This is a genomic window from Pseudarthrobacter niigatensis (assembly GCF_030812615.1).
Classification (GTDB): domain Bacteria; phylum Actinomycetota; class Actinomycetes; order Actinomycetales; family Micrococcaceae; genus Arthrobacter; species Arthrobacter niigatensis.
The window spans coordinates 13,930-34,600 of record NZ_JAUSTB010000011.1; the positions used below are offsets into that span (position 1 = coordinate 13,930).

Genomic DNA, 20,671 nt, shown 5'->3' on the forward strand with positions numbered 1-20,671 from the left:
CTTGGTCAGGCGTCAACCGTCAGTGGTTACCGGAAGTCGTTGCCCAGGTCGTAGTCGTCCAGCGGGATGGCGTGGAACTCGGGAGCTCCGTCACCACCCAGGGTGTCGTACGAGAAGTCACTGAACGCGCTGGGGCCGGTGAACAGGTTGGCCTTTGCTTCCTCAGTGGGCTCCACGGTGACCTCGGTGTAGCGCGGGAGACCCGTGCCGGCCGGGATCAGCTTACCGATGATGACGTTCTCCTTGAGGCCGAGCAGCGGATCGCTCTTGCCTTCCATGGCCGCCTGCGTCAGGACGCGGGTGGTCTCCTGGAAGGAAGCTGCGGACAGCCAGGACTCGGTGGCCAGCGACGCCTTGGTGATGCCCATGAGTTCAGGACGTCCGGAAGCCGGAGTCTTGCCCTCGGACACAACGCGGCGGTTGGCGTCTTCGAAGCGGCTGCGCTCGGCGAGTTCGCCGGGCAGCAGGTCCGATTCGCCGGACTCGATGACAGTGACGCGGCGCAGCATCTGGCGGACGATGACCTCGACGTGCTTGTCGTGGATACCGATGCCCTGGCTGCGGTACACGCCCTGCACTTCGTCCACGAGGAACTTCTGTGCCGCACGCGGACCCATGATGCGCAGGACCTGCTTGGGGTCCACCGGACCGTTGATCAGCTTCTGGCCAACGGCGACATGGTCGCCGTCTTCGATCAGCAGGCGTGAACGGCGGAGGACCGGGTAGGCGATCTCTTCCGTTCCGTCATCCGGGGTGATGACCAGGCGCATCTGGCGCTCGGACTCTTCGATGGTGATGCGGCCGGCTGCTTCAGCAATCGGCGCGACACCCTTCGGAGTACGGGCTTCGAAGAGCTCCTGGATACGGGGCAGACCCTGGGTGATGTCGTCGCCACCGCCGGCGGAAACAGCACCACCGGTGTGGAACGTACGCATGGTCAGCTGGGTACCGGGCTCACCGATGGACTGTGCGGCGATGATGCCAACGGCCTCGCCGATGTCCACGGTCTTGCCGGTGGCCAGCGAGCGGCCGTAGCACAGGGCGCAGGTGCCGACGCTGGACTCACAGGTGAGTACGGAGCGGACCTTGACCTCGGTGATGCCTGCCTTGAAGAGCTCAGCGATCACGACGTCGCCGCAGTCGGTGCCGGCCGCTGCGAGGACGTTGCCCTCGGAGTCGACGACGTCGACGGCCAGCGTACGTGCGTAGGCGCTGTTCTCGACGTTCTCGTCCAGGACCAGCTCACCGTTGGAATCGGCGACGGCGATGGGCGTGACCAGGCCGCGCTCGGTGCCGCAATCCTCTTCACGGACGATGACGTCCTGCGAGACGTCCACCAGTCGACGGGTCAGGTAACCCGAGTTGGCGGTACGCAGTGCGGTATCGGCCAGGCCCTTACGGGCACCGTGCGTGGCGATGAAGTATTCCAGCACCGACAGGCCCTCGCGGTAGGAGGACTTGATGGGGCGCGGGATGATCTCACCCTTCGGGTTGGCCACCAGGCCACGGATACCCGCGATCTGGCGGACCTGCATCCAGTTACCACGTGCACCGGAGGACACCATGCGGTTAATGGTGTTCATCGGGGAAAGGCTCTCACGCATCACGGTGGCGATGTCGTTGGTTGCCTTGTTCCAGATCTCGATCAGTTCCTGGCGGCGCTCGTCGTCGTCGATCAGGCCCTTGTCGTACTGGCCCTGGATCTTGGCGGCGCGTTCCTCGTACCCGGCAAGGATTTCCGGCTTGGCAGCAGGAACCTCGATGTCGGAGATGGCGACGGTGACGCCCGAACGGGTTGCCCAGTAGAAACCGGCATCCTTCAGGTTGTCCAGCGTTGCCGCGGTGACGACCTTGGGGTAGCGCTCGGCGAGGTCGTTGACGATCCGGGACAGTTCGCCCTTGTCGGCAACGGCTTCAACCCACGGATAGTCCTCGGGCAGGGTCTGGTTGAACACAACCTGGCCCAGGGAGGTCTGGACGAGTGCCGGCTGACCGGGCTCCCAGCCTTCCGGGGCTTCCCAGCCGGCGTAGGGAACGAATCCTTCGAGCCGGATCTTGACCTGCGAGTTCAGGTGCAGCTCGCGTGCATCGAAGGCCATGATCGCTTCCGATACGGAGGAGAAGATCCTGCCTTCGCCGGCGGAACCCTTCCGCTTGGTGGTCAGGTGGTACAGGCCGATGATCATATCCTGCGAAGGCAGGGTGACCGGGCGTCCGTCAGAGGGCTTCAGGATGTTGTTCGAGGACAGCATCAGGATGCGCGCCTCAGCCTGCGCCTCGGGGCTCAGCGGCAGGTGGACTGCCATCTGGTCGCCGTCGAAGTCGGCGTTGAACGCGCCACAAACCAGCGGGTGCAGCTGGATTGCCTTGCCTTCAACAAGCTGCGGCTCGAACGCCTGGATGCCCAGGCGGTGCAGGGTAGGTGCACGGTTGAGCAGCACCGGGTGTTCGGTGATGATCTCTTCGAGCACGTCCCAAACCTGCGGGCGGTAGCGCTCCACCATCCGCTTGGCCGACTTGATGTTCTGGGCGTGGTTGAGGTCGACCAGGCGCTTCATCACGAACGGCTTGAAGAGCTCCAGGGCCATCTGCTTGGGCAGGCCGCACTGGTGCAGCTTCAGCTGCGGGCCGACGACGATGACCGAACGGCCGGAGTAGTCGACGCGCTTGCCGAGGAGGTTCTGGCGGAAGCGGCCCTGCTTGCCCTTGAGCATGTCGCTCAGGGACTTCAGCGGACGGTTGCCCGGTCCGGTGACCGGGCGGCCGCGGCGGCCGTTGTCGAAGAGGCTGTCAACAGCTTCCTGAAGCATGCGCTTCTCGTTGTTGACGATGATCTCCGGAGCACCCAGGTCAAGCAGGCGCTTGAGGCGGTTGTTGCGGTTGATCACGCGGCGGTACAGGTCGTTGAGGTCGGAGGTCGCGAAGCGGCCACCGTCCAGCTGGACCATGGGGCGCAGTTCCGGCGGGATCACCGGGACGGCGTCGAGGACCATGCCCAGCGGGCTGTTGTTGGTGGTCAGGAATGCGTTGACCACCTTGAGCCGCTTCAGGGCGCGGGTCTTGCGCTGGCCCTTGCCGTTGGCGATGACGTCGCGCAGCAGGTCGGACTCGGCCTGCATGTCGAAGTTCTCGAGCCGCTTCTTGATGGCCTCGGCACCCATGGAGCCTTCGAAGTACATGCCGTAGCGGTCGCGCAGTTCGCGGTACAGCCCCTCGTCACCTTCGAGGTCGGCGACCTTCAGGTTCTTGAAGCGGTCCCAGACCTGCTCGAGGCGTTCGATGTCGGCGTCGGCACGCTTGCGCACGTTGGCCATCTGGCGGTCGGCGGAGTCGCGGGCCTTCTTCTTGTCGGCAGCCTTGGCGCCTTCGCCCTCGAGGCGGGCGATTTCGCCTTCAAGGTCGCGGGCGATAGCGGCGATATCGGCGTCGCGGTTGTCGATCAGCTGCTTCTTCTCGATGTCGTGCTCAACCTGCAGGTTGGGCAGTTCCTCGTGGCGGGCAGCTTCGTCGACGCTGGTGATCATGTAGGCAGCGAAGTAGATGACCTTTTCGAGGTCCTTCGGGGCCAGGTCAAGGAGGTAGCCCAGGCGGGACGGAACACCCTTGAAGTACCAGATGTGCGTGACGGGGGCGGCCAGTTCGATGTGGCCCATGCGCTCACGGCGGACCTTGGCGCGGGTGACTTCAACGCCACAACGCTCACAGATGATGCCCTTGAAGCGCACGCGCTTGTACTTGCCGCAGTAGCACTCCCAGTCGCGGGACGGGCCGAAGATCTTCTCGCAGAAGAGGCCGTCCTTCTCGGGCTTGAGCGTGCGGTAGTTGATGGTTTCCGGCTTCTTAACCTCGCCGTACGACCAGCCGCGGATGTCTTCCGCGGTGGCGAGGCCGATCTGCATGAGGCCGAAGGAGGATTCGCTGGACATATGGTCCCTGTTCTCTCTTGTTCTCTAAATTCTGAAGTCTTGGTGCGGGATGAGGGAGGGGGCGTACGACGGCGGGTGGTCACCCGCCGTCGTAAACCTCCTGCTAAACCTCTTCTACGGAGCTGGGCTCTGCGCGAGACAGATCGATGCCCAGTTCTTCCGCAGCCGTGAAGACTGCGTCATCAGAGTCACGCATTTCAATTGTGGTTCCGTCCGTGGAAAGGACTTCCACGTTCAGGCACAGCGACTGCATTTCCTTGATCAAGACCTTGAAGGATTCGGGAACGCCCGGCTCGGGGATGTTCTCGCCCTTGACGATCGCTTCGTAGACCTTCACGCGACCGTGGATGTCATCGGACTTGATCGTGAGGAGTTCCTGGAGCGTGTAGGCGGCGCCGTAAGCCTCGAGCGCCCACACTTCCATTTCACCGAAGCGCTGGCCACCGAACTGTGCCTTACCACCCAGCGGCTGCTGCGTGATCATGGAGTACGGGCCGGTGGAGCGTGCGTGGATCTTGTCGTCCACCAGGTGGTGGAGCTTCAGGATGTACATGTAGCCGACCGAGATCGGATCCGGGAACGGCTCGCCGGAGCGGCCGTCAAACAGGCGGGTCTTGCCCGAGGAGTTGATCAGGCGGTCACCGTCGCGGGTCACGTTGGTGGAATCCAGCAGGCCCGTGATTTCCTCTTCGCGGGCACCGTCGAACACCGGCGTGGCAACAGTGGTGGGACCACTCTCGCGCGGCAGGTTCGGCAGCTGCTTGACCCACTCGGGCTCGCCTTCGATCTTCCAGCCGGTCTTGGCAACCCAGCCGAGGTGCGTTTCGAGCACCTGGCCCACGTTCATACGGCCCGGAACACCCAGCGGGTTCAGGACGATATCAACGGGGGTGCCGTCGGCAAGGAAGGGCATGTCCTCGATCGGAAGGATCTTGGAGATAACACCCTTATTGCCGTGGCGGCCGGCGAGCTTGTCGCCGTCGGTGATCTTGCGCTTGGCGGCCACGTAGACGCGGACCAACTGGTTCACGCCCGGGGGCAGCTCGTCGTCGTTGTCGCGGTCGAAGACGCGCACGCCGATGACGGTACCGGACTCGCCGTGGGGAACCTTCAGGGAGGTGTCGCGGACTTCGCGGGACTTCTCGCCGAAGATGGCGCGCAGCAGGCGCTCTTCCGGGGTCAGTTCGGTTTCACCCTTCGGGGTGACCTTTCCGACCAGGATGTCCCCTGCTTCAACCTCGGCACCGATGTGGATGATGCCGCGCTCGTCCAGGCCGGCCAGGACTTCCTCGGACACGTTGGGGATGTCACGGGTGATTTCCTCGGCACCAAGCTTGGTGTCGCGGGCATCGATCTCGTGCTCCTCGATGTGGATGGAGGAAAGGACGTCCTCGGCAACGATGCGCTGCGAGAGGATGATGGCGTCCTCGAAGTTGTGGCCTTCCCATGACATGAATGCCACGAGCAGGTTCTTGCCCAGTGCGAGCTCGCCCTGGTCCGTTGCCGGGCCGTCGGCGATGATTCCGCCAACTTCCAGGCGCTGGCCTTCGTTGACCAGGACGCGGTGGTTGTAGCAGTTGCCCTGGTTGGAGCGGGCGAACTTGTTGATGCGGTAGTTGGTCTCGGTGCCGTCGTCGTTGAGCATGATGACGAGCTCGGCGGAAACCTCGGTGACCACACCGGCCTTCTTGGCAATGACAACGTCACCGGCGTCGACGGCGGCGGCGCGCTCCATGCCGGTGCCCACAACGGGGGCCTCGGAACGGACCAGCGGCACAGCCTGGCGCTGCATGTTGGCACCCATGAGTGCGCGGTTGGCGTCGTCGTGCTCCAGGAACGGGATCAGGGCCGTAGCCACGGACACCATCTGGCGCGGGGAAACGTCCATGAACTCGACGTCCTCGGCCGGAACCAGGACGGGCTCACCGCCACCACCGCGGGCACGGACCAGGACGGTCTCTTCGGCGAACTTCTTGTTCTCGTCGAGCGGGGCGTTGGCCTGGGCGATCAGGACCTCTGCCTCGTCGTCGGCGGTCAGGTACTGGACGTCGTCGGATACGACGCCGTCCTTAACCAGCCGGTACGGGGTCTCGATGAAACCGAACGGGTTGATGCGTCCGTAGGAAGCCAGCGAACCGATCAGGCCAATGTTCGGGCCTTCAGGGGTTTCGATGGGGCACATACGTCCGTAGTGGGACGGGTGCACGTCGCGGACTTCCATGCCGGCGCGGTCACGGGACAGACCACCGGGGCCAAGTGCCGACAGGCGGCGCTTGTGGGTCAGGCCCGAGAGCGGGTTGTTCTGGTCCATGAACTGCGACAGCTGGGAGGTTCCGAAGAACTCCTTGATGGCCGCAACCACGGGGCGGATGTTGATCAGGGTCTGCGGCGTGATGGCCTCGACGTCCTGGGTGGTCATACGCTCGCGGACAACGCGCTCCATGCGGGACAGGCCGGTGCGGACCTGGTTCTCGATGAGCTCGCCGACGGCGCGGATGCGGCGGTTGCCGAAGTGGTCGATGTCGTCGATCTCGACGCGCAGGTCCACTTCCTGGCCATCGCGGGTGCCCTTGATGGTCTTCTCGCCGGCGTGCAGCGCGACGAGGAACTTGATCATGGCGACGATGTCTTCAACGTGCAGGACAGAGGCTTCCTTGTCACCAAGGGAACGGTCGATGCCCAGCTTGCGGTTGATCTTGTAGCGGCCAACCTTGGCCAGATCGTAGCGCTTGGAGTTGAAGTACAGGTTGTCCAGCAGGGACTGGGCAGCCTCGACGGTGGGCGGCTCGCCCGGACGCAGCTTGCGGTAGATGTCCAGGAGGGCGTCTTCGCGGGTTTCGGTGGCGTCCTTCTCCAGGGTTGCCCGCATGGAGTCGTACTGGCCGAACTCTTCGAGGATCTGGCCTTCGGTCCAGCCCAGGGCCTTCAGCAGGACCGTGACGGACTGCTTGCGCTTGCGGTCGAGCCGGACACCGACCTGGTCGCGCTTGTCGATCTCGAGCTCGAACCATGCACCGCGGGACGGGATGATCTTGGCGGTGAAGATGTCCTTGTCGCTGGTTTTGTCGGCGGCGCGCTCGAAGTAGGCGCCCGGCGAACGGACCAGCTGGGAGACGACGACACGCTCGGTGCCGTTGACGACGAAGGTGCCCTTCTCGGTCATCAGCGGGAAGTCACCCATGAACACGGTCTGCTGCTTGATTTCGCCCGTGTTGTTGTTCATGAACTCGGCCTTGACGTACAGCGGAGCCGAGTACGTTGCGTCCCGGTCCTTGCACTCGGCCATGGTGTACTTGGGGTCAGCGAACTCCGGATCGGAGAAGCTCAGGGACATGGTGCCCTGGAAGTCCTCGATCGGGGAGATCTCTTCGAAGATGTCCGACAGGCCGGACGTGGTGGCGACGCTGAGATCGTTTTCTTCGACAGCCTTTGCCACGCGTGCCTGCCAGCGCTCATTGCCTACCAGCCAGTCAAAGCTGTCCGTCTGCAGGGCAAGCAGATTCGGAACGTCAAGGGGTTCGTGAATCTTTGCGAATGAGAGCCGGCGAGTGGCACCATCAGTGCTGTCGGCGGTGTTAGCGGTTTCGTTATTAGAGGTGCTCGAGGCGACCAAGAGGGATCCTTCCACAGACCTTCAGGCGTTTTCAGATCTCCCCCGCTGTGCACCCTGCGAAGTGACTCCGCAGCGCTACCATCCGGTTCCGCTATATGACCCGGGGCCTGGACTGACTATGCTGTAACCGTTGTTACGGCACGTTGATTGCCAGCTGCCAGGCAAAGCCCACCGCTATATGAAGGCTGAAGGTAAACAGGGAAGACGCAAATATCTACGATACGGCAAAACAACCTACGTGTCTACCCCACTTCCTGCCGGAATGCAAGCACCTTGTTCGCCGGCTCCGTACCGTGAGGTCCGGATCAGGCTAGAGGCGCAGCGTCACGCCCTCCGCCGTGCAGGTTCCGGCGTTCGCGAAGACGGCATCCCGGACGGCGTCCTCCGATTCCCGGGACGGCTTGCCCCCGGACTCCGCAGCCGATGAGTGGTCGATGGCCAGCAGGCCCAGCGAGGTGAAGAGTCCCTTCAGGTTCCCCGAAACGGTGTCCTTGGCGTCCTGGGCTTTCGTGTAGACGTCTTCGTAGCCCTGCGGGTCGGTGGGGGAAACTGCGGCATAGTCCGCCACCAACTTATTGAAGAGTTCGCAGGCCGCCCTGGCTCCGCCGGCCGCGGAACTTCCCAGGCCTGTGGAGGCGGCAGGGCTGCTGCTCTCCGTGCTGTTATCCGGGTTCGACGCAGCCGTTGTGAAGCGGGTGGATTCCGCGGGCGCCGGTGTGGAGACCGAACAGCCCGCCAGGGCGCCACCGGTCAGGACCGCCACGGCCGTGGCAACCGCCGTCAGTGGTTTCTTCACAATGTCGCTCCGTCCATCCCGGCTCCGGACCTGGCGTCCCCCTGCAAAGCCTCGCCGTCCACCCTACGCAGGCGCCCGCCGTCGTGCATAACCCCACGGATGGGGACATCTCCCCCACCCTCCCGGCCGCATGGCCGGAATGCACATAGCGGCTTTGGCGTTTGAATAGTTGGGTGAGCAGGCTCACGATAGCCTTGGTGGCTTAGATCAAAACCGGACGGAAAGTGGTAACCATGGGCAACTCTTCCGACAACAGTGACGTTGTCATCCTCGGGGCGGCACGGACGCCGCAGGGCCGGATCAACGGCCAGCTGTCCAGCCTCACGGCAGTGGATCTTGGTGCCCACGCCATCAAGGCCGCACTGGAACACAGCGGTGTCGACGCGGCCGCCGTGGAAGCCGTCATCATGGGCCAGGTCCTGCAGGCAGGAGCCGGCCAGAACCCCGCCCGGCAGAGCGCCATCGGCGCCGGCATCGGGTGGAACGTCCCCGCGGTGACCGTCAACAAGGTCTGCCTTTCCGGCCTGACCGCGGTGATCGATGCCGCCCGGATGATCCGGGCCGGCGAGGCCGCCGTGGTGGTTGCCGGCGGCCAGGAGTCGATGAGCCGCGCACCGCACCTGCTTCCTGGTTCACGCCAGGGCTGGACGTACGGCTCCATCCAGGCGCTGGACGCAGCCGCCCATGACGGGCTGACCGATGCCTTCGACGGCCAGTCCATGGGACTGTCCACGGAAACACGGAACCTCACGCTGGGCATTGACCGCATGTCGCAGGACAACGTCGCGGCCCAATCGCACCAGCGTGCTGCGCTTGCGGCGAAGAACGGAACGTTCGACGGCGAGATCGCACCCATCAGCGTCAAGCAGCGCAAGGGCGAGCCCCTGGTCGTGGACGCCGACGAAGGGGTCCGCCCCAACACCTCGGTCGAGTCGCTGGCGGGCCTGCGCGCCGCGTTCGTCACCGACGGCACCATCACCGCAGGCAATTCCTCTCCCCTGTCCGACGGCGCAGCTGCTTTGGTACTCACCTCCCGCGGCTATGCGGAGGAGCACGGGCTGGAATACCTGGCGGTGGTGGGGAAGCCTGGGCAGGTGGCCGGCCCTGACAATTCGTTGCATTCACAGCCCTCCAACGCCATCATGAACGCCCTCGGCAAGGCGGGGTGGAGCACCGCCGATCTTGACTTCATCGAGATCAACGAAGCCTTCGGCTCGGTGGCTGTGCAGTCCCTCAAGGACCTGGACTACCCGCTGGAAAAGTGCAATATCCATGGCGGCGCCATCGCCCTGGGGCATCCGATCGGGGCCTCGGGCGCACGATTGGCGGCCCATGCCGCACATGAGCTGAAGCGGCGTGGCACCGGCAGGGCTGCGGTGTCCCTCTGCGGCGGGGGCGGGCAGGGCGAGGCCCTCCTGCTGTACCGCGACTGATGGCCGGCCCATCCGGAAGCGGAGCGCACGGCGCCGGACGGGAACGGTTCCTGGCCGATGCCGCTGCCCGTGGCCTGGAAGTCGACGTGGTGGAGCGGCCCGCAGCGAAGAGCCTTGAAGAGGCCGCGGGCATCCTGGGCATCACGCCGGCGGACATCGTCAAATCCCTGGTAGTGAAGCACAAGGACGGGACGTTCCTCTTTGCGCTGATCCCCGGTGACCGGCAGATTTCGTGGCCCAAGCTCCGCGCCCTGGTAGGCGTGAACAAGCTGTCCCTGCCGCCCGCAGGAACTGCGCTGGAGGCCACCGGCTACGAGCGGGGCACCATCACCCCGCTTGGCAGCACCACTGCCTGGCCTGTCTATGCCGACGCCACCATCGCCGGGCGGCGCATCTCCATGGGCGCCGGTGCGCACGGATACAGCGCGTTCGTCGACGCCGACGCTCTGACTGCCGCCCTGGAAGCCGTGGTGGCGGACATCAGCGATCCCGTCCAGGCGGGACCTGGAATCGGTCGAGCTGGTTAACGCAGGAAACCCCGCCCACCGGAGTGGACGGGGTTTCCGAAGGAAAAGGCGCTGTTACTTGAGGGTAACGGTGGCGCCTGCAGCCTCGAGCTGTTCCTTGGCCTTCTCGGCAGCTTCCTTGTTGGCGCCTTCGAGAACAGCCTTGGGGGCGCTGTCAACCAGGTCCTTGGCTTCCTTGAGGCCGAGGGAGGTGATGGCGCGAACTTCCTTGATGACTGCGATCTTCTTGTCACCGGCAGATTCGAGGATGACGTCGAAGTCGGTCTTCTCTTCAACCTCTTCAGCGGCGCCGCCACCGGCGGGGCCGGCAACAGCTACAGCAGCAGCGGTAACTTCGAAGGTCTCTTCGAAGAGCTTGACGAACTCGGAGAGCTCGATGATGGTCAGTTCCTTGAAAGCTTCAATGAGCTCTTCGTTGCTGAGCTTCGCCATGGTAGGCGTCCTTCCTGTTGTGGTGACCGGGAGGCGCTGGGCCGGACGGACACCGGAGTCTGATGGGGGTAAGAGAATTAGTTCTCTTCGGCAGCGGGAGCGTCGGCGGGAGCGTCAGCTTCAGCGGCGGGGGCTTCTTCAGCGGCGGGCGCTTCGGCAGCTGCCGGTGCACCGTTCTCTTCTTCAAGCTTGAGGCGCAGTGCGTCGATGATGCGTGCAGCTGCGGCGGCAGGTGCCTTGAGGACGCCTGCAACCTTGGCGAGCTGCAGCTCGCGGGACTCGAGGGCAGCCAGTGCGGCGACCTCGGTGGCGTCCAGCGCCTTGCCCTCGAAGTAACCGGTCTTGATGACCAGCTGCTTGTTGGCCTTGGCAAAATCCGTCAGGCTCTTGGCAGCAGCAACTGCGTCACCCTTGATGAACGCGATTGCAGTGGGGCCGGCAAGCTGGCCGTCGAATGCTTCGACGCCGGCTTCCTTGGCTGCAATGGCGGTCAGGGTGTTCTTGACGACCGCGAACTTGGTGTCCTGGCCGAGAGAAACACGCAGCTGCTTGAGCTGTGCAACGGTGAGCCCGCGGTATTCGGTCAGGACAGCGGCGTTCGATTCCTTGAAATCGTTAGTGATCTCAGCTACTGCTGAAACCTTGGTAGGCGTTGCCATAACCCTCCTTCCGGGGATAGTGCCGGTATTCGACGGTCCCCGCTCAAGAGAGCTAAAACTAAAAACGCCCCGCGCAGATGCACGGGGCTTGGCTCAACACGTTGCCGTGGAGCCTTGCTTCGTTCACCTGCGCCGGCCGCCCTGCGTTGAGGGTCCTTCGTCCGGAAAGCCACTGTGGTCCCCCGCGCACAACTGCAGAGTTGAGCCATGTTCAGGAGAGTGGATTTCCAACAACCGACGGTCTTTGGTACATCCAGCTTACGCGAGGCGCTGCCGGTCCGCCAAATCGGCCTCAGCTGGTGCTGGTGTGCAGGGTCGGGAGCTCCTTCTGCCAGATGCCGGTGACGCCGGCTGTCTGGAATCCCAGTTGCTTGTTGACCGTGAGGAGGTACCGGTTCTCCGGGGCGTTCCAGGTGTAGATGATGCGGGCGTCCGGGAACTGTTCGCTGAGCCGCTCCATGTTGGCCACCTTGATCAGCAGCCCGAGCTTGTTGCCCCTGTGCTCCTGGAGGACCAGGGTATCGTCCTGGAACACCACGTCCGCCCGGTGGGCAAGGACAGTGATGGTGGTAAGGCCCACCAGGGCCCCCGTGGCGATGTGCTCGACGGCGGTGACCACCGTTCTCCTGCCTTGGGCGATGGCGACGTCCTCCGCCTCACGCAGGATTCCGCCGTCGAACACCATGTCCTGTTCAACCGGCATGTCCAGTGACGGGTCCACGTCGGCGCCCGCCTGGTTTTCCAGCGCAGCCACGGCCTCCAGCCAGCGGTCGGGGCAGCGGTCCGTCCAGTGGTGCAGCCGGTACCTGCCGTTGTTCGCTTCCTCGGCCTCAGCCTGGAGGTCGGCCACCAGCTTGGTGTCCAGGGGCAGGAGGCAGGAACTGAACTGCTCGATGTGCTGCAGGGTGTAGCCGGTCTTCTGTGCGAACTCCACCTCGCGGCTCTCCAGGGGCACGAAGCCCTGCCCGGAGCCCGGCACCAGCTGGGCCCGTTCAAACTCATGCAGGGACGCCCCGGGATGGTTGGTATCCACCAGGATCATGGTGCGGCCCTCCCCCCGGGCCAGCTGTTCGGCAGCCTCCAGGAGCCGGCGGCCCACCCCCTGCCGCTGGAACTCGGGCAGGATGTCCAAGGTGAGCTCGGCAAGGTCCAGGTGGTCCGTCAGGGGCAGCGCAATATCAACCGTGCCCACGATCGCGCCGTCCACCCTGGCAACGAGGATCAACTGGCGCTCATACGGGTCCGCGAACTCAAGCAGTTTTTCCTCGGGACCGTACGCAAGATCGTCACTGCCCCACGTCTGCATGCGGACCTTGCGGCCCACTTCCACCGCGGCGAGGAAATCCGCAGCGTCCGGGGTGTCCAGGGAGTCGGGAATCCAGAGCTGCTCGATCTTCACGTCTATTGCCATTCTGGCATCATCCCAGCCGTTTCTGCCACTCACCTTCATAGCCGGCGGGCCTGAATCCAAGGGCGGTATTTATCGCCAGCATATGCTGGTTTTCGCTGGCATTCCATGTCAGGACGGAGCGCGCCTGCGGCCATTTTTCCCGGGCCCGCCGCAGGTTGGCCGCCTTGGCCAGCATCCCCAGCCGGTGGCCGCGATGCTCCGCCGCCACCAGGGTGTCCTGCTGGATCAGCGACTCCGGCACCTCCGGGCGCCAGGTCAGGACCGTATACGCCACCAGTTCGCCGCTTTGCCGGTGCAGGGCCGCGGCCACGGAGGTCTGCACACCGCTGCGGACCTGGGCCTCTTCATCGCGGCGCACGCGCTGGACGTCCCAGTCCTCCCGTTCCCAGTCCATGCCGGCGGTGGGCGCGTCCGTACTCATCCGCGCCCTCAATCCGGCATAACCTGCAACGAACTTGTCCGGACAGTGGTCGTCCCAGCCGGCCAGCACGTAGTCCCCGGAGTGGGCTGCGGCGTCCTCGGCCAGCTGTGACAACAGGTCCGTGGCGACTGGCAGCTCCAGCCTGCTGGAGCGTTCCACCTGTTCGAGCTGGTACCCGGAGGCCAGGGCGAAGGCGGTTGCAGGGTCATCCGCCGGCAGCTGGCCCGCCCCCGATTTGGCGGTGACCATGCGTGAACCTTGGAGCATTCTGTCCAAGGGAACTTCATGGAAGCCCTCCAGGGATGTCCTGCCGCGGGCGCGGGCCACGGCTTCGGCATGTTCCAGCAGGCGCCGCCCCGCTCCCCTCCGGCGCCGGCCGGGAGCCACCAGGACGTCGATCCCCGCCGTGGCCAGGTTCTCGCGCAGAGGCAGCGCCACGGAGCACAGCCCCACCGGCTCAGCGCCGGCCCGGGCAAGGAAAAGCAGCCGTTCCTCGTACTCGTTCCCGCGCCAATACTCCAGCGCTTCGTCCAAGGTGGGGCAGCGCTCCAGGCTTCCCCAAAGCTCGAGGGCGTGGGCCTCCTTCATGGCCTGGCATGCCAGGAAGTCCGCGGTCAGCCCAGTGCCGCGGCGGTCGGGTCCGCGTGGCGGGATAACGACGGCGGCAATTGCCCAGGACGGGATCGACGGCGACAGTGGGGGGCCGGTTCGCTCAACGTGGTCCATGCAGCCAGCTTAGGCAGCACCGGCCCGCGTGGCAGCCGGCACAAAAAAGACCGTCCCGGCGCCTTGGCGCCGGGACGGTCTTTGGTTGCTCCGGAATCAATCCCGAGGCAGGAACTTCAGGAACGACTATGCCTCGGTCAGAACCTTGGTGACGTTGGGGTCCACGGAGATGCCCGGGCCGAACGTGGTGGCAACGGTGGCCTTCTGGATGTAGCGGCCCTTTGCGGCGGACGGCTTGAGGCGAAGAACCTCTTCCAGTGCCGCTGCGTAGTTCTCGGCCAGCTTGATGGCGTCGAAGGAGACCTTGCCGATGATGAAGTGCAGGTTGGAGTGCTTGTCGACGCGGAAGTCGATCTTTCCACCCTTGATGTCGTTGACGGCCTTGGTGACGTCGGGGGTCACGGTGCCCGTCTTCGGGTTCGGCATCAGGTTACGCGGACCCAGGACCTTACCGAGGCGGCCAACCTTGCCCATGAGGTCAGGGGTGGCAACGGCGGCGTCGAAGTCGGTCCAGCCGGCGGCGATCTTTTCGATCAGGTCGTCGGAACCAACGAAGTCGGCGCCGGCTGCGATTGCTGCCTCGGCCTTGTCGCCCGTGGCGAAGACCAGGACGCGGGCCGTCTTACCGGTGCCGTGGGGCAGGTTGACGGTGCCGCGGACCATCTGGTCAGCCTTGCGGGGGTCAACGCCGAGGCGGAAGGCCACCTCAACCGTGGCGTCGAACTTGGACGGGTTGGTGTCCTTGGCCAGCGTTACTGCCTCGAACGGTGCGTAGTGCTTCTCCGCGTCGATCTTGGCGGCTGCTGCCTCATATGCTTTGCTGCGCTTTGCCATGCTGCTTATTTCTCCTTGTGCAGTTGTGGTCGGCGGACCGCGCTGGGCCCTGCCACAGTCGGTGGTCCGGTTCGTTATCCGGCCCGGATGCCCGACATTTCAATGTGTTTGGTGCCGGTGTCCCGGCGGTGCCGCCCGTCGTCGTCAATTACTTTGACGCTGGACAGCGGGAAGGGTGGTTAGCCCTCGACGGTGATGCCCATGGAGCGGGCGGTGCCGGCGATGATCTTGGCTGCGCCTTCGAGGCTGGTGGCGTTGAGGTCTTCCATCTTGGTGGAGGCGATCTCGTTGACCTGGGCCTGGGTCAGCTTGGCAACCTTGACGGTGTGCGGGGTGGATGAACCCTTGGCAACGCCTGCAGCCTTCTTGATGAGCTCTGCAGCCGGCGGGGTCTTGGTGATGAACGTGAAGGAACGGTCCTCGTAGACGGTGATTTCCACGGGGATGACGTTGCCGCGCTGGGCTTCCGTTGCAGCGTTGTACGCCTTGCAGAATTCCATGATGTTGACACCGTGCTGGCCAAGCGCAGGACCGATCGGCGGGGCCGGGTTGGCGGCACCTGCCTGGATCTGCAGCTTGATGAGGCCGGTGACCTTCTTCTTGGGAGCCAATGTAGGGTCCTTCTCTCAATAACGTCCTGGGGCACAGGAGCGTGCCTCAGGTTTGTGGCCGCCATGGCAAGGCGGCCGGCCGTTCCGGTGCCGCTAAGCGGGCGGCGCCGGGACGAATTCTAGGATTTTCAGATCTTGGTGACCTGGTTGAACGCCAGGGTGACCGGCGTTTCGCGCTCGAAGATGGATACCAGCACCACGAGGGTCTGGGACTCGGGCTTGATCTCGGAGATCGTGGCGGGGAGGGTCTCGAACGGACCTTCCTTGACGATGACGGACTCGCCAACTTCGAAGTCCACGGCCACGGGTGCCTGGTTCTGCTTGTTGACCGGCTTGCCCTTCTCGGCCTGTTCCTCTTCGAAGACAGGGGCGAGCATGGAGAAGACCTCGTCCAGGCGCAGCGGGACCGGGTTGTGGGCGTTGCCCACGAAGCCGGTGACGCCGGGGGTGTGGCGGACGGCGCCCCAGGAGGCATCCGTGAGGTCCATGCGGACCAGGACGTAGCCGGGGATGCGGACGCGGTTGATCACCTTGCGCTGGGCGTTCTTGATCTCCACGACTTCTTCCATGGGGACCTGGATTTCGAAGATGTAATCTTCCATGTCCAGGGTCTGGATTCGGGTTTCAAGGTTGGCCTTCACGCGGTTCTCGTAGCCGGCGTAGGAGTGGATGACGTACCAGTCACCCTCCTGGCGGCGCAGCTTGGCCTTGAACTCCTCAGCCGGGTCAGCGGCGGCGGTGGCTGCCGCAGCGGCGAGGGCGTCTGCAGGCTCATCTTCGCCGTCGGCTTCTGAAGCGTCGGCTTCGTCAGCAACTGCTGCGTCGGAGGCGGCGTCGTCGGATTCGGGCGCGGAGGACTCAACCTCGGACTCTTCACCGGCTTCTGCCGTGACGTCCGGGGATTCTTCCAGCCCCGTCTCGGTTACCTCGAGCTCCTGCTCAGACACTTGGTCTCCTGCTTCCTCATTGCCTAACATGCCTATTTAAATGGCTCAATTCCGCACGCCGGCGCTTCCTCCCGGTTACCCGGATGAAGCACGCAGCCTGCGGACCGTTCAGCCTTAGCTGTCCTTGGGGCCGGTGCCGCCGAAGATCCAGCTGACAGCGGTTCCGAAACCAATGTCCAGCAGGCTGACGATGACCATCATGATGGCCACGAACACCAGCACCACGAGCGTGTAGTTGATCAGTTCCTTGCGGGTGGGGGCAACAACCTTCTTCAGTTCGCCGATGATCTGGCGGACAAAGAGTGCAATGCGGGCGAAGAAGTTTGCCTTGGCTTCCTTCTTAGCTGGGCGGCCCTTGGAGCTGCTGGCAGCTGTTTCGGTCACCTGGTCCTCGCTCATCTTTGCAATGGTGGATTACCCGGCCCTGATCAGAACCATGGTTGCTGCGCCTGCTCCGGGCTTTCGCCCGGAGCAGCTTGCGCAGGGCAGACAGGACTCGAACCTGCAACCTGCGGTTTTGGAGACCGCTGCGCTACCAATTGCGCCACTACCCTATGGAGTGAATTGCACTCTTTGATGGCCAACCACCAGCTTGAACTGGGGCGCACGCCATCATCCGTGTTTCAACACCGGTGAACCAGTCTACGCAAGAACTTCGCGTAGGTAAAACCAGCCCGTTTTCCGGACCATCCGCTGCCCGGCCCGGATCCTGCTGCGCGGGGCAGTCATAAATCAAAACCGGCACCCCGGAGGGTCCGGTGAACAGCATAGAGTAGAACTCGTCGAATCCCACATTCCAGCCCCTGGGCTGCAAGCGAAGAACGGACCTGCCAATGCCTTTCGCCCGCGTTTCCCAACGCATCTCCGCAATTGCCGAATCCGCAACCCTGGCCGTCGATGCCAAGGCCAAGGCGCTGAAGGCAGCTGGCCGGCCGGTTATTGGCTTCGGTGCGGGCGAACCCGACTTCCCCACCCCGGACTACATTGTCCAGGCGGCCATCGAGGCGGCGTCCCAGCCCAGGTTCCACCGCTACTCCCCCGCAGGCGGGCTGCCCGAACTGAAGAAGGCCATCGCGGAGAAGACCCTGCGCGACTCGGGCTACTCCGTGGATCCTTCACAGGTGCTGGTCACCAACGGCGGCAAGCAGGCTGTCTACAACACCTTCGCCACGCTGGTGGACCCGGGCGACGAGGTCATCGTGCCCTCCCCGTTCTGGACCACCTACCCTGAAGCCATCCGGCTGGCCGGCGGCGTCCCCGTGGAAGTGTTTGCCGGGCCCGAACAGGACTACCTGGTGACCGTTGACCAGCTCGAAGCAGCCGTGACGGACCGGACCAAGATCCTGCTGTTCGTCTCGCCGTCGAACCCCACGGGCGCTGTCTACTCCCCCGGGCAGGTGGCGGAGATCGGCAAGTGGGCCGCGGCAAAGGGCCTCTGGGTGGTTACGGACGAAATCTACGAGCACCTGACGTACGACGGCGTACCCTTCACGTCCATCGCCACCGCTGCCCCCGAGCTGGGCGACAAGGTGGTCATCCTCAACGGTGTTGCCAAAACCTACGCCATGACCGGCTGGCGCGTGGGCTGGATGATCGGTCCCGCGGACGTCATCAAGGCGGCCACGAACCTTCAGTCGCACGCCACGTCCAACGTGTCCAACATCATGCAGATCGCTGCCCTCGCCGCCGTGTCCGGCCCCTTGACCGCCGTCGACGAGATGAAAGTGGCATTCGACCGCCGTCGGAAGGCCATCGTTGCAGGGCTGAATGCCATTGAGGGCGTGGAGTGCCCGACGCCGAAGGGCGCCTTTTACGTGTACGCGGACGTCCGTGCGCTGCTGGGCAAGGAGTTCCCCACCGCTTCCGGCACCGCTACGCCGCAGACGTCCGCGGAGCTGGCTGCGCTGATCCTCGACGAGGTTGAGGTAGCGGTGGTTCCCGGTGAGGCGTTTGGGCCCTCCGGCTTCCTGCGTCTCTCGTATGCCCTGGGCGACGACGACCTCGCCACGGGCGTCCAGCGCCTGCAGGACTTCCTCGGCAAGGCCCAGTAGTCGCCCCATCACCTTCCGCAGGAATAACCCAAACGCCCCATCACCTTCCGCAGGAATAACCCAAACGCCCCATCACCTTCCGCAGGAATAACCCAAACGCCCCATCACCTGGTGATGGGGCGTTTGGGTTAGAGACGCAGGAGCTGATGCGGCGTTTGGGTTAGAGACGCAGGATCTGATGGGGCGTTTGGGTTAGAGACGCAGGATCTTATGGGGCGTTTAGAGGAGGCGGCGCTCCGCGGCCCACTTGGTCAGTTCGTGCCGGCTGGAGAGCTGGAGCTTCCGCAGAACCGCCGAGACATGGGTCTCCACGGTCTTGATGCTGATGAAGAGCTCCTTGGCCACCTCCTTGTAGCTGTAGCCCCTGGCGATGAGCCGCATGACCTCCAGCTCGCGGGCTGAGAGCTTGTCGAGTTCGTCGTCGGCAATGTCCGCGGGGGCAGTGCCGAAGGCGTCCAGGACAAAACCGGCAAGCCGGGGTGAGAAGACCGCATCGCCGCCGGCTACCCGGAACACGGCGTCGGTGATCTCGGCGCCGGAAATGGTCTTGGTGACATAGCCCCGGGCGCCGGCGCGGATCACTGCGACCACATCCTCCGCGGCGTCGGACACACTCAGCGCCAGGAACCGGGTGCTGGACAGGAGCGCGGCGGATCCGGCGATGACTTCCCGGCCGCCGCCGCCCAGTCCGCCGGGGAGGTGGACGTCCAGGAGGACGACGTCGGGCCGCTGCTGGGCAATCACGGCGATGGCCTGCTCCACGGTGGCAGCCTCACCCACCACCTGGATGCTGGGGTCAAGGTCCGCTTTCAGGCCGGACCGGAAGATGGCGTGGTCATCCACGATGACCACCCGTGCGGAGTTGGCCGGCCGGGCGCTTCCGCCGCCGGCACCCTGGGTCGGGTTCATGATTTTCCTTCCGCGTGTTCTGCTGCAGCCGGCAGCCGGAGCCGGACCTCCGTGCCGTCCCCCGTGCTGAGGATGGCAGCCGAGCCGCCGTGCCGTTTCATCCTGCCGATGATCGATTCCCGGATGCCCAGCCGGTCCGCCGGGACGTCCCCCAGCTCAAAGCCCGGGCCCCTGTCCTTGATGAAGATCTCGGCCAGCCCGTCCGATGCCTCAAGGTAGACCGAGACCGTCCCGCCACCATGGCGGGATGCGTTGAGCATGGCTTCCCGGCTTGCCTGGACCAAGGCTTCGTACGCCTCGGTCATGGGGGCATCACCAACGGTGACCACCTCCACGGCGTTGCCGAGCAGGTCCTCCACCTCGCCGGCAACGGCCTTGATCCGGTCTGAAAGCTGCCCGCTTTCCCGGCCGGGGTCCTGGAATAGCCAGCCGCGCAGCTCGCGTTCCTGGGCACGGGCCAGGCGGACGACGTCGTGCTCGTTGCCCGCACGCCGCTGGATCAAGGCGAGGGTCTGAAGCACGGAGTCGTGGAGGTGGGCGGCAATTTCGGCACGTTCCGTCTCCCGGATCCGGCCGGCGCGTTCGGCCTCGAGGTCACGCCAAAACTTCAGCGCCCAGGGCAGCAGGACCAGCACCACCCCGCCCAGGACGGCCACCGAGGCAAGCAGCGCAAGCCACGTTTGCTCCCATGACCCCGAGCCGGAGACCATCACCAGGACCCCGGCCACCACCAGCGCCAGGCCTGCAGCGAGGCGGCCCCAGCCGCCGGCCTGGTCAGCCTTGGTCTTGTCCACCAGCCCTGCGCGACGGGTCTCATCCAGCTGCATCCATGCGATCGAGGCGCCGCCCAGGACCGCGGCCGCCGGGATCAGCGTTCCCAGTGATACGTCCACGCCCAGCAGCTGGGCGATCATGATGCCGGCGACGAGCAGGAGCCCGCAGCCCAGCAGGATTTCCTTGCCGTACCGCATTCCGCGCGCCCGGAACCAAGGGGCGCCCGGCGGCACGCCGGCGCCGTCCGGAACCGGACCGGGGGCACCTGCCGGGGATCCGGCGTCGGCAGTGGTCACCTGGGCGGGCCGGCTCACCGCTGGGGCAATGGGCGACGCCGGGCGGCGGGCGTTGCGGCGCACGGCCTCGTCCGCGGTGGGCACCATGATCCAGAGCCATGCGTAGAAGACCAGGCCGGCACCGCCTGCGAAGCACGCCAGGACCATGCCCAGGCGGACGTTCCGCACCGGCCAGCCCAGGTGTGCAGCCAAGCCGGAGCACACCCCGGCGATGACACGGTCGCTGCTCCGCGCCAGGGGCGGCCGCACCGGAAGGGTTGTCATGGGTCAATCCAAACATGGATCAGGGTTGCCCGGACCGCATT

At 64.8% G+C, this 20,671-nt stretch carries 16 protein-coding genes and 1 tRNA gene; 3 read left to right on the top strand and 14 right to left on the bottom strand.

Translation table 11 applies throughout. The features are described 5' to 3' along the window. Window positions 1–26: 26 nt before the first annotated feature. The 3 genes from J2T23_RS15190 to J2T23_RS15200 all read right to left on the bottom strand — a co-directional run bounded on the left by J2T23_RS15190 (window position 27) and on the right by J2T23_RS15200 (window position 8,335). Window positions 27–3,926, bottom strand: a complete 3,900-nt coding sequence (locus tag J2T23_RS15190; protein ID WP_141159760.1) for a DNA-directed RNA polymerase subunit beta' — start codon at window positions 3,924–3,926, stop codon at window positions 27–29. Window positions 3,927–4,029: 103 nt separating this feature from the next. Then, on the bottom strand, window positions 4,030–7,539 hold the full coding sequence (gene rpoB, locus J2T23_RS15195) for a DNA-directed RNA polymerase subunit beta (RefSeq protein ID WP_141159759.1): 3,510 nt from the start codon (window positions 7,537–7,539) through the stop codon (window positions 4,030–4,032). A gap of 310 nt (window positions 7,540–7,849) precedes the next feature. After that, the gene (locus J2T23_RS15200; protein WP_307361275.1) at window positions 7,850–8,335 is read right to left on the bottom strand and encodes a hypothetical protein; all 486 of its coding nucleotides are present in this window, start codon (window positions 8,333–8,335) and stop codon (window positions 7,850–7,852) included. A gap of 233 nt (window positions 8,336–8,568) precedes the next feature. Between J2T23_RS15200 and J2T23_RS15205 the strand changes: the two genes are divergently transcribed. Both J2T23_RS15205 and J2T23_RS15210 read left to right on the top strand, forming a co-directional pair. After that, the gene (locus J2T23_RS15205) at window positions 8,569–9,768 is read left to right on the top strand and encodes an acetyl-CoA C-acetyltransferase (RefSeq protein ID WP_307361277.1); all 1,200 of its coding nucleotides are present in this window, start codon (window positions 8,569–8,571) and stop codon (window positions 9,766–9,768) included. Then, on the top strand, window positions 9,768–10,295 hold the full coding sequence (locus tag J2T23_RS15210; protein ID WP_307361280.1) for an aminoacyl-tRNA deacylase: 528 nt from the start codon (window positions 9,768–9,770) through the stop codon (window positions 10,293–10,295). Before J2T23_RS15205 ends, J2T23_RS15210 begins: the two co-directional genes overlap by 1 nt. Before the next feature lie 54 nt (window positions 10,296–10,349). Here J2T23_RS15210 and rplL read toward each other — a convergent pair whose 3' ends face one another. The 9 genes from rplL to J2T23_RS15255 form a co-directional block, all read right to left on the bottom strand. Continuing rightward, window positions 10,350–10,727: a 50S ribosomal protein L7/L12 gene (gene rplL, locus J2T23_RS15215; RefSeq protein ID WP_018760467.1), complete on the bottom strand. Its 378-nt coding sequence runs from the start codon at window positions 10,725–10,727 to the stop codon at window positions 10,350–10,352. A 77-nt stretch (window positions 10,728–10,804) separates the two neighbouring features. Further along, the gene (gene rplJ / locus J2T23_RS15220) at window positions 10,805–11,386 is read right to left on the bottom strand and encodes a 50S ribosomal protein L10 (RefSeq protein WP_307361283.1); all 582 of its coding nucleotides are present in this window, start codon (window positions 11,384–11,386) and stop codon (window positions 10,805–10,807) included. Between the two features lie 292 nt (window positions 11,387–11,678). Beyond that, complete coding sequence (locus J2T23_RS15225; protein ID WP_307361285.1) at window positions 11,679–12,797, bottom strand: GNAT family N-acetyltransferase; 1,119 nt, start codon at window positions 12,795–12,797, stop codon at window positions 11,679–11,681. A 7-nt stretch (window positions 12,798–12,804) separates the two neighbouring features. Then, window positions 12,805–13,944 carry a GNAT family N-acetyltransferase gene (locus J2T23_RS15230; protein WP_307361287.1) on the bottom strand — a complete coding sequence of 380 codons (1,140 nt, stop codon included), beginning with the start codon at window positions 13,942–13,944 and terminating at the stop codon, window positions 12,805–12,807. 126 nt (window positions 13,945–14,070) lie between these two features. After that, window positions 14,071–14,778, bottom strand: coding sequence for a 50S ribosomal protein L1 (rplA, locus tag J2T23_RS15235; protein ID WP_018760471.1), 708 nt, complete (start codon window positions 14,776–14,778; stop codon window positions 14,071–14,073). Between the two features lie 179 nt (window positions 14,779–14,957). Further along, window positions 14,958–15,389 carry a 50S ribosomal protein L11 gene (gene rplK / locus J2T23_RS15240; RefSeq protein ID WP_018760472.1) on the bottom strand — a complete coding sequence of 144 codons (432 nt, stop codon included), beginning with the start codon at window positions 15,387–15,389 and terminating at the stop codon, window positions 14,958–14,960. Between the two features lie 128 nt (window positions 15,390–15,517). Further along, on the bottom strand, window positions 15,518–16,336 hold the full coding sequence (gene nusG, locus J2T23_RS15245; protein ID WP_141159753.1) for a transcription termination/antitermination protein NusG: 819 nt from the start codon (window positions 16,334–16,336) through the stop codon (window positions 15,518–15,520). A gap of 114 nt (window positions 16,337–16,450) precedes the next feature. Beyond that, window positions 16,451–16,735, bottom strand: coding sequence for a preprotein translocase subunit SecE (secE, locus tag J2T23_RS15250; protein ID WP_056388913.1), 285 nt, complete (start codon window positions 16,733–16,735; stop codon window positions 16,451–16,453). Window positions 16,736–16,817: 82 nt separating this feature from the next. Then, window positions 16,818–16,890, bottom strand: a tRNA-Trp gene (locus tag J2T23_RS15255). Window positions 16,891–17,169: 279 nt separating this feature from the next. Between J2T23_RS15255 and J2T23_RS15260 the strand changes: the two genes are divergently transcribed. Then, window positions 17,170–18,387, top strand: a complete 1,218-nt coding sequence (locus J2T23_RS15260; protein WP_307361290.1) for a pyridoxal phosphate-dependent aminotransferase — start codon at window positions 17,170–17,172, stop codon at window positions 18,385–18,387. Between the two features lie 219 nt (window positions 18,388–18,606). Here the strand turns inward: J2T23_RS15260 and J2T23_RS15265 are convergent, their stop codons facing one another. Together J2T23_RS15265 and J2T23_RS15270 are read right to left on the bottom strand one after the other, a co-directional pair. Next, window positions 18,607–19,296, bottom strand: coding sequence for a LuxR C-terminal-related transcriptional regulator (locus J2T23_RS15265; protein WP_307361293.1), 690 nt, complete (start codon window positions 19,294–19,296; stop codon window positions 18,607–18,609). Further along, window positions 19,293–20,630, bottom strand: coding sequence for an ATP-binding protein (locus J2T23_RS15270; protein WP_307361295.1), 1,338 nt, complete (start codon window positions 20,628–20,630; stop codon window positions 19,293–19,295). Before J2T23_RS15270 ends, J2T23_RS15265 begins: the two co-directional genes overlap by 4 nt. Between the last annotated feature and the right edge of the window lie 41 nt (window positions 20,631–20,671).

Coding starts and splice junctions, on each gene's coding strand:
- secE (WP_056388913.1), bottom strand. CDS start 16,735: ATGAGCGAGGACCAGGTGACCGAAACAGCTGCCAGCAGCTCCAAGGGC.
- rplA (WP_018760471.1), bottom strand. CDS start 14,778: ATGGCAAAGCGCAGCAAAGCATATGAGGCAGCAGCCGCCAAGATCGAC.
- J2T23_RS15205 (WP_307361277.1), top strand. CDS start 8,569: ATGGGCAACTCTTCCGACAACAGTGACGTTGTCATCCTCGGGGCGGCA.
- J2T23_RS15210 (WP_307361280.1), top strand. CDS start 9,768: ATGGCCGGCCCATCCGGAAGCGGAGCGCACGGCGCCGGACGGGAACGG.
- J2T23_RS15270 (WP_307361295.1), bottom strand. CDS start 20,630: ATGACAACCCTTCCGGTGCGGCCGCCCCTGGCGCGGAGCAGCGACCGT.
- J2T23_RS15225 (WP_307361285.1), bottom strand. CDS start 12,797: ATGGCAATAGACGTGAAGATCGAGCAGCTCTGGATTCCCGACTCCCTG.
- J2T23_RS15265 (WP_307361293.1), bottom strand. CDS start 19,296: ATGAACCCGACCCAGGGTGCCGGCGGCGGAAGCGCCCGGCCGGCCAAC.
- J2T23_RS15190 (WP_141159760.1), bottom strand. CDS start 3,926: ATGTCCAGCGAATCCTCCTTCGGCCTCATGCAGATCGGCCTCGCCACC.
- rplJ (WP_307361283.1), bottom strand. CDS start 11,386: ATGGCAACGCCTACCAAGGTTTCAGCAGTAGCTGAGATCACTAACGAT.
- J2T23_RS15260 (WP_307361290.1), top strand. CDS start 17,170: ATGCCTTTCGCCCGCGTTTCCCAACGCATCTCCGCAATTGCCGAATCC.
- J2T23_RS15230 (WP_307361287.1), bottom strand. CDS start 13,944: ATGGACCACGTTGAGCGAACCGGCCCCCCACTGTCGCCGTCGATCCCG.
- rplL (WP_018760467.1), bottom strand. CDS start 10,727: ATGGCGAAGCTCAGCAACGAAGAGCTCATTGAAGCTTTCAAGGAACTG.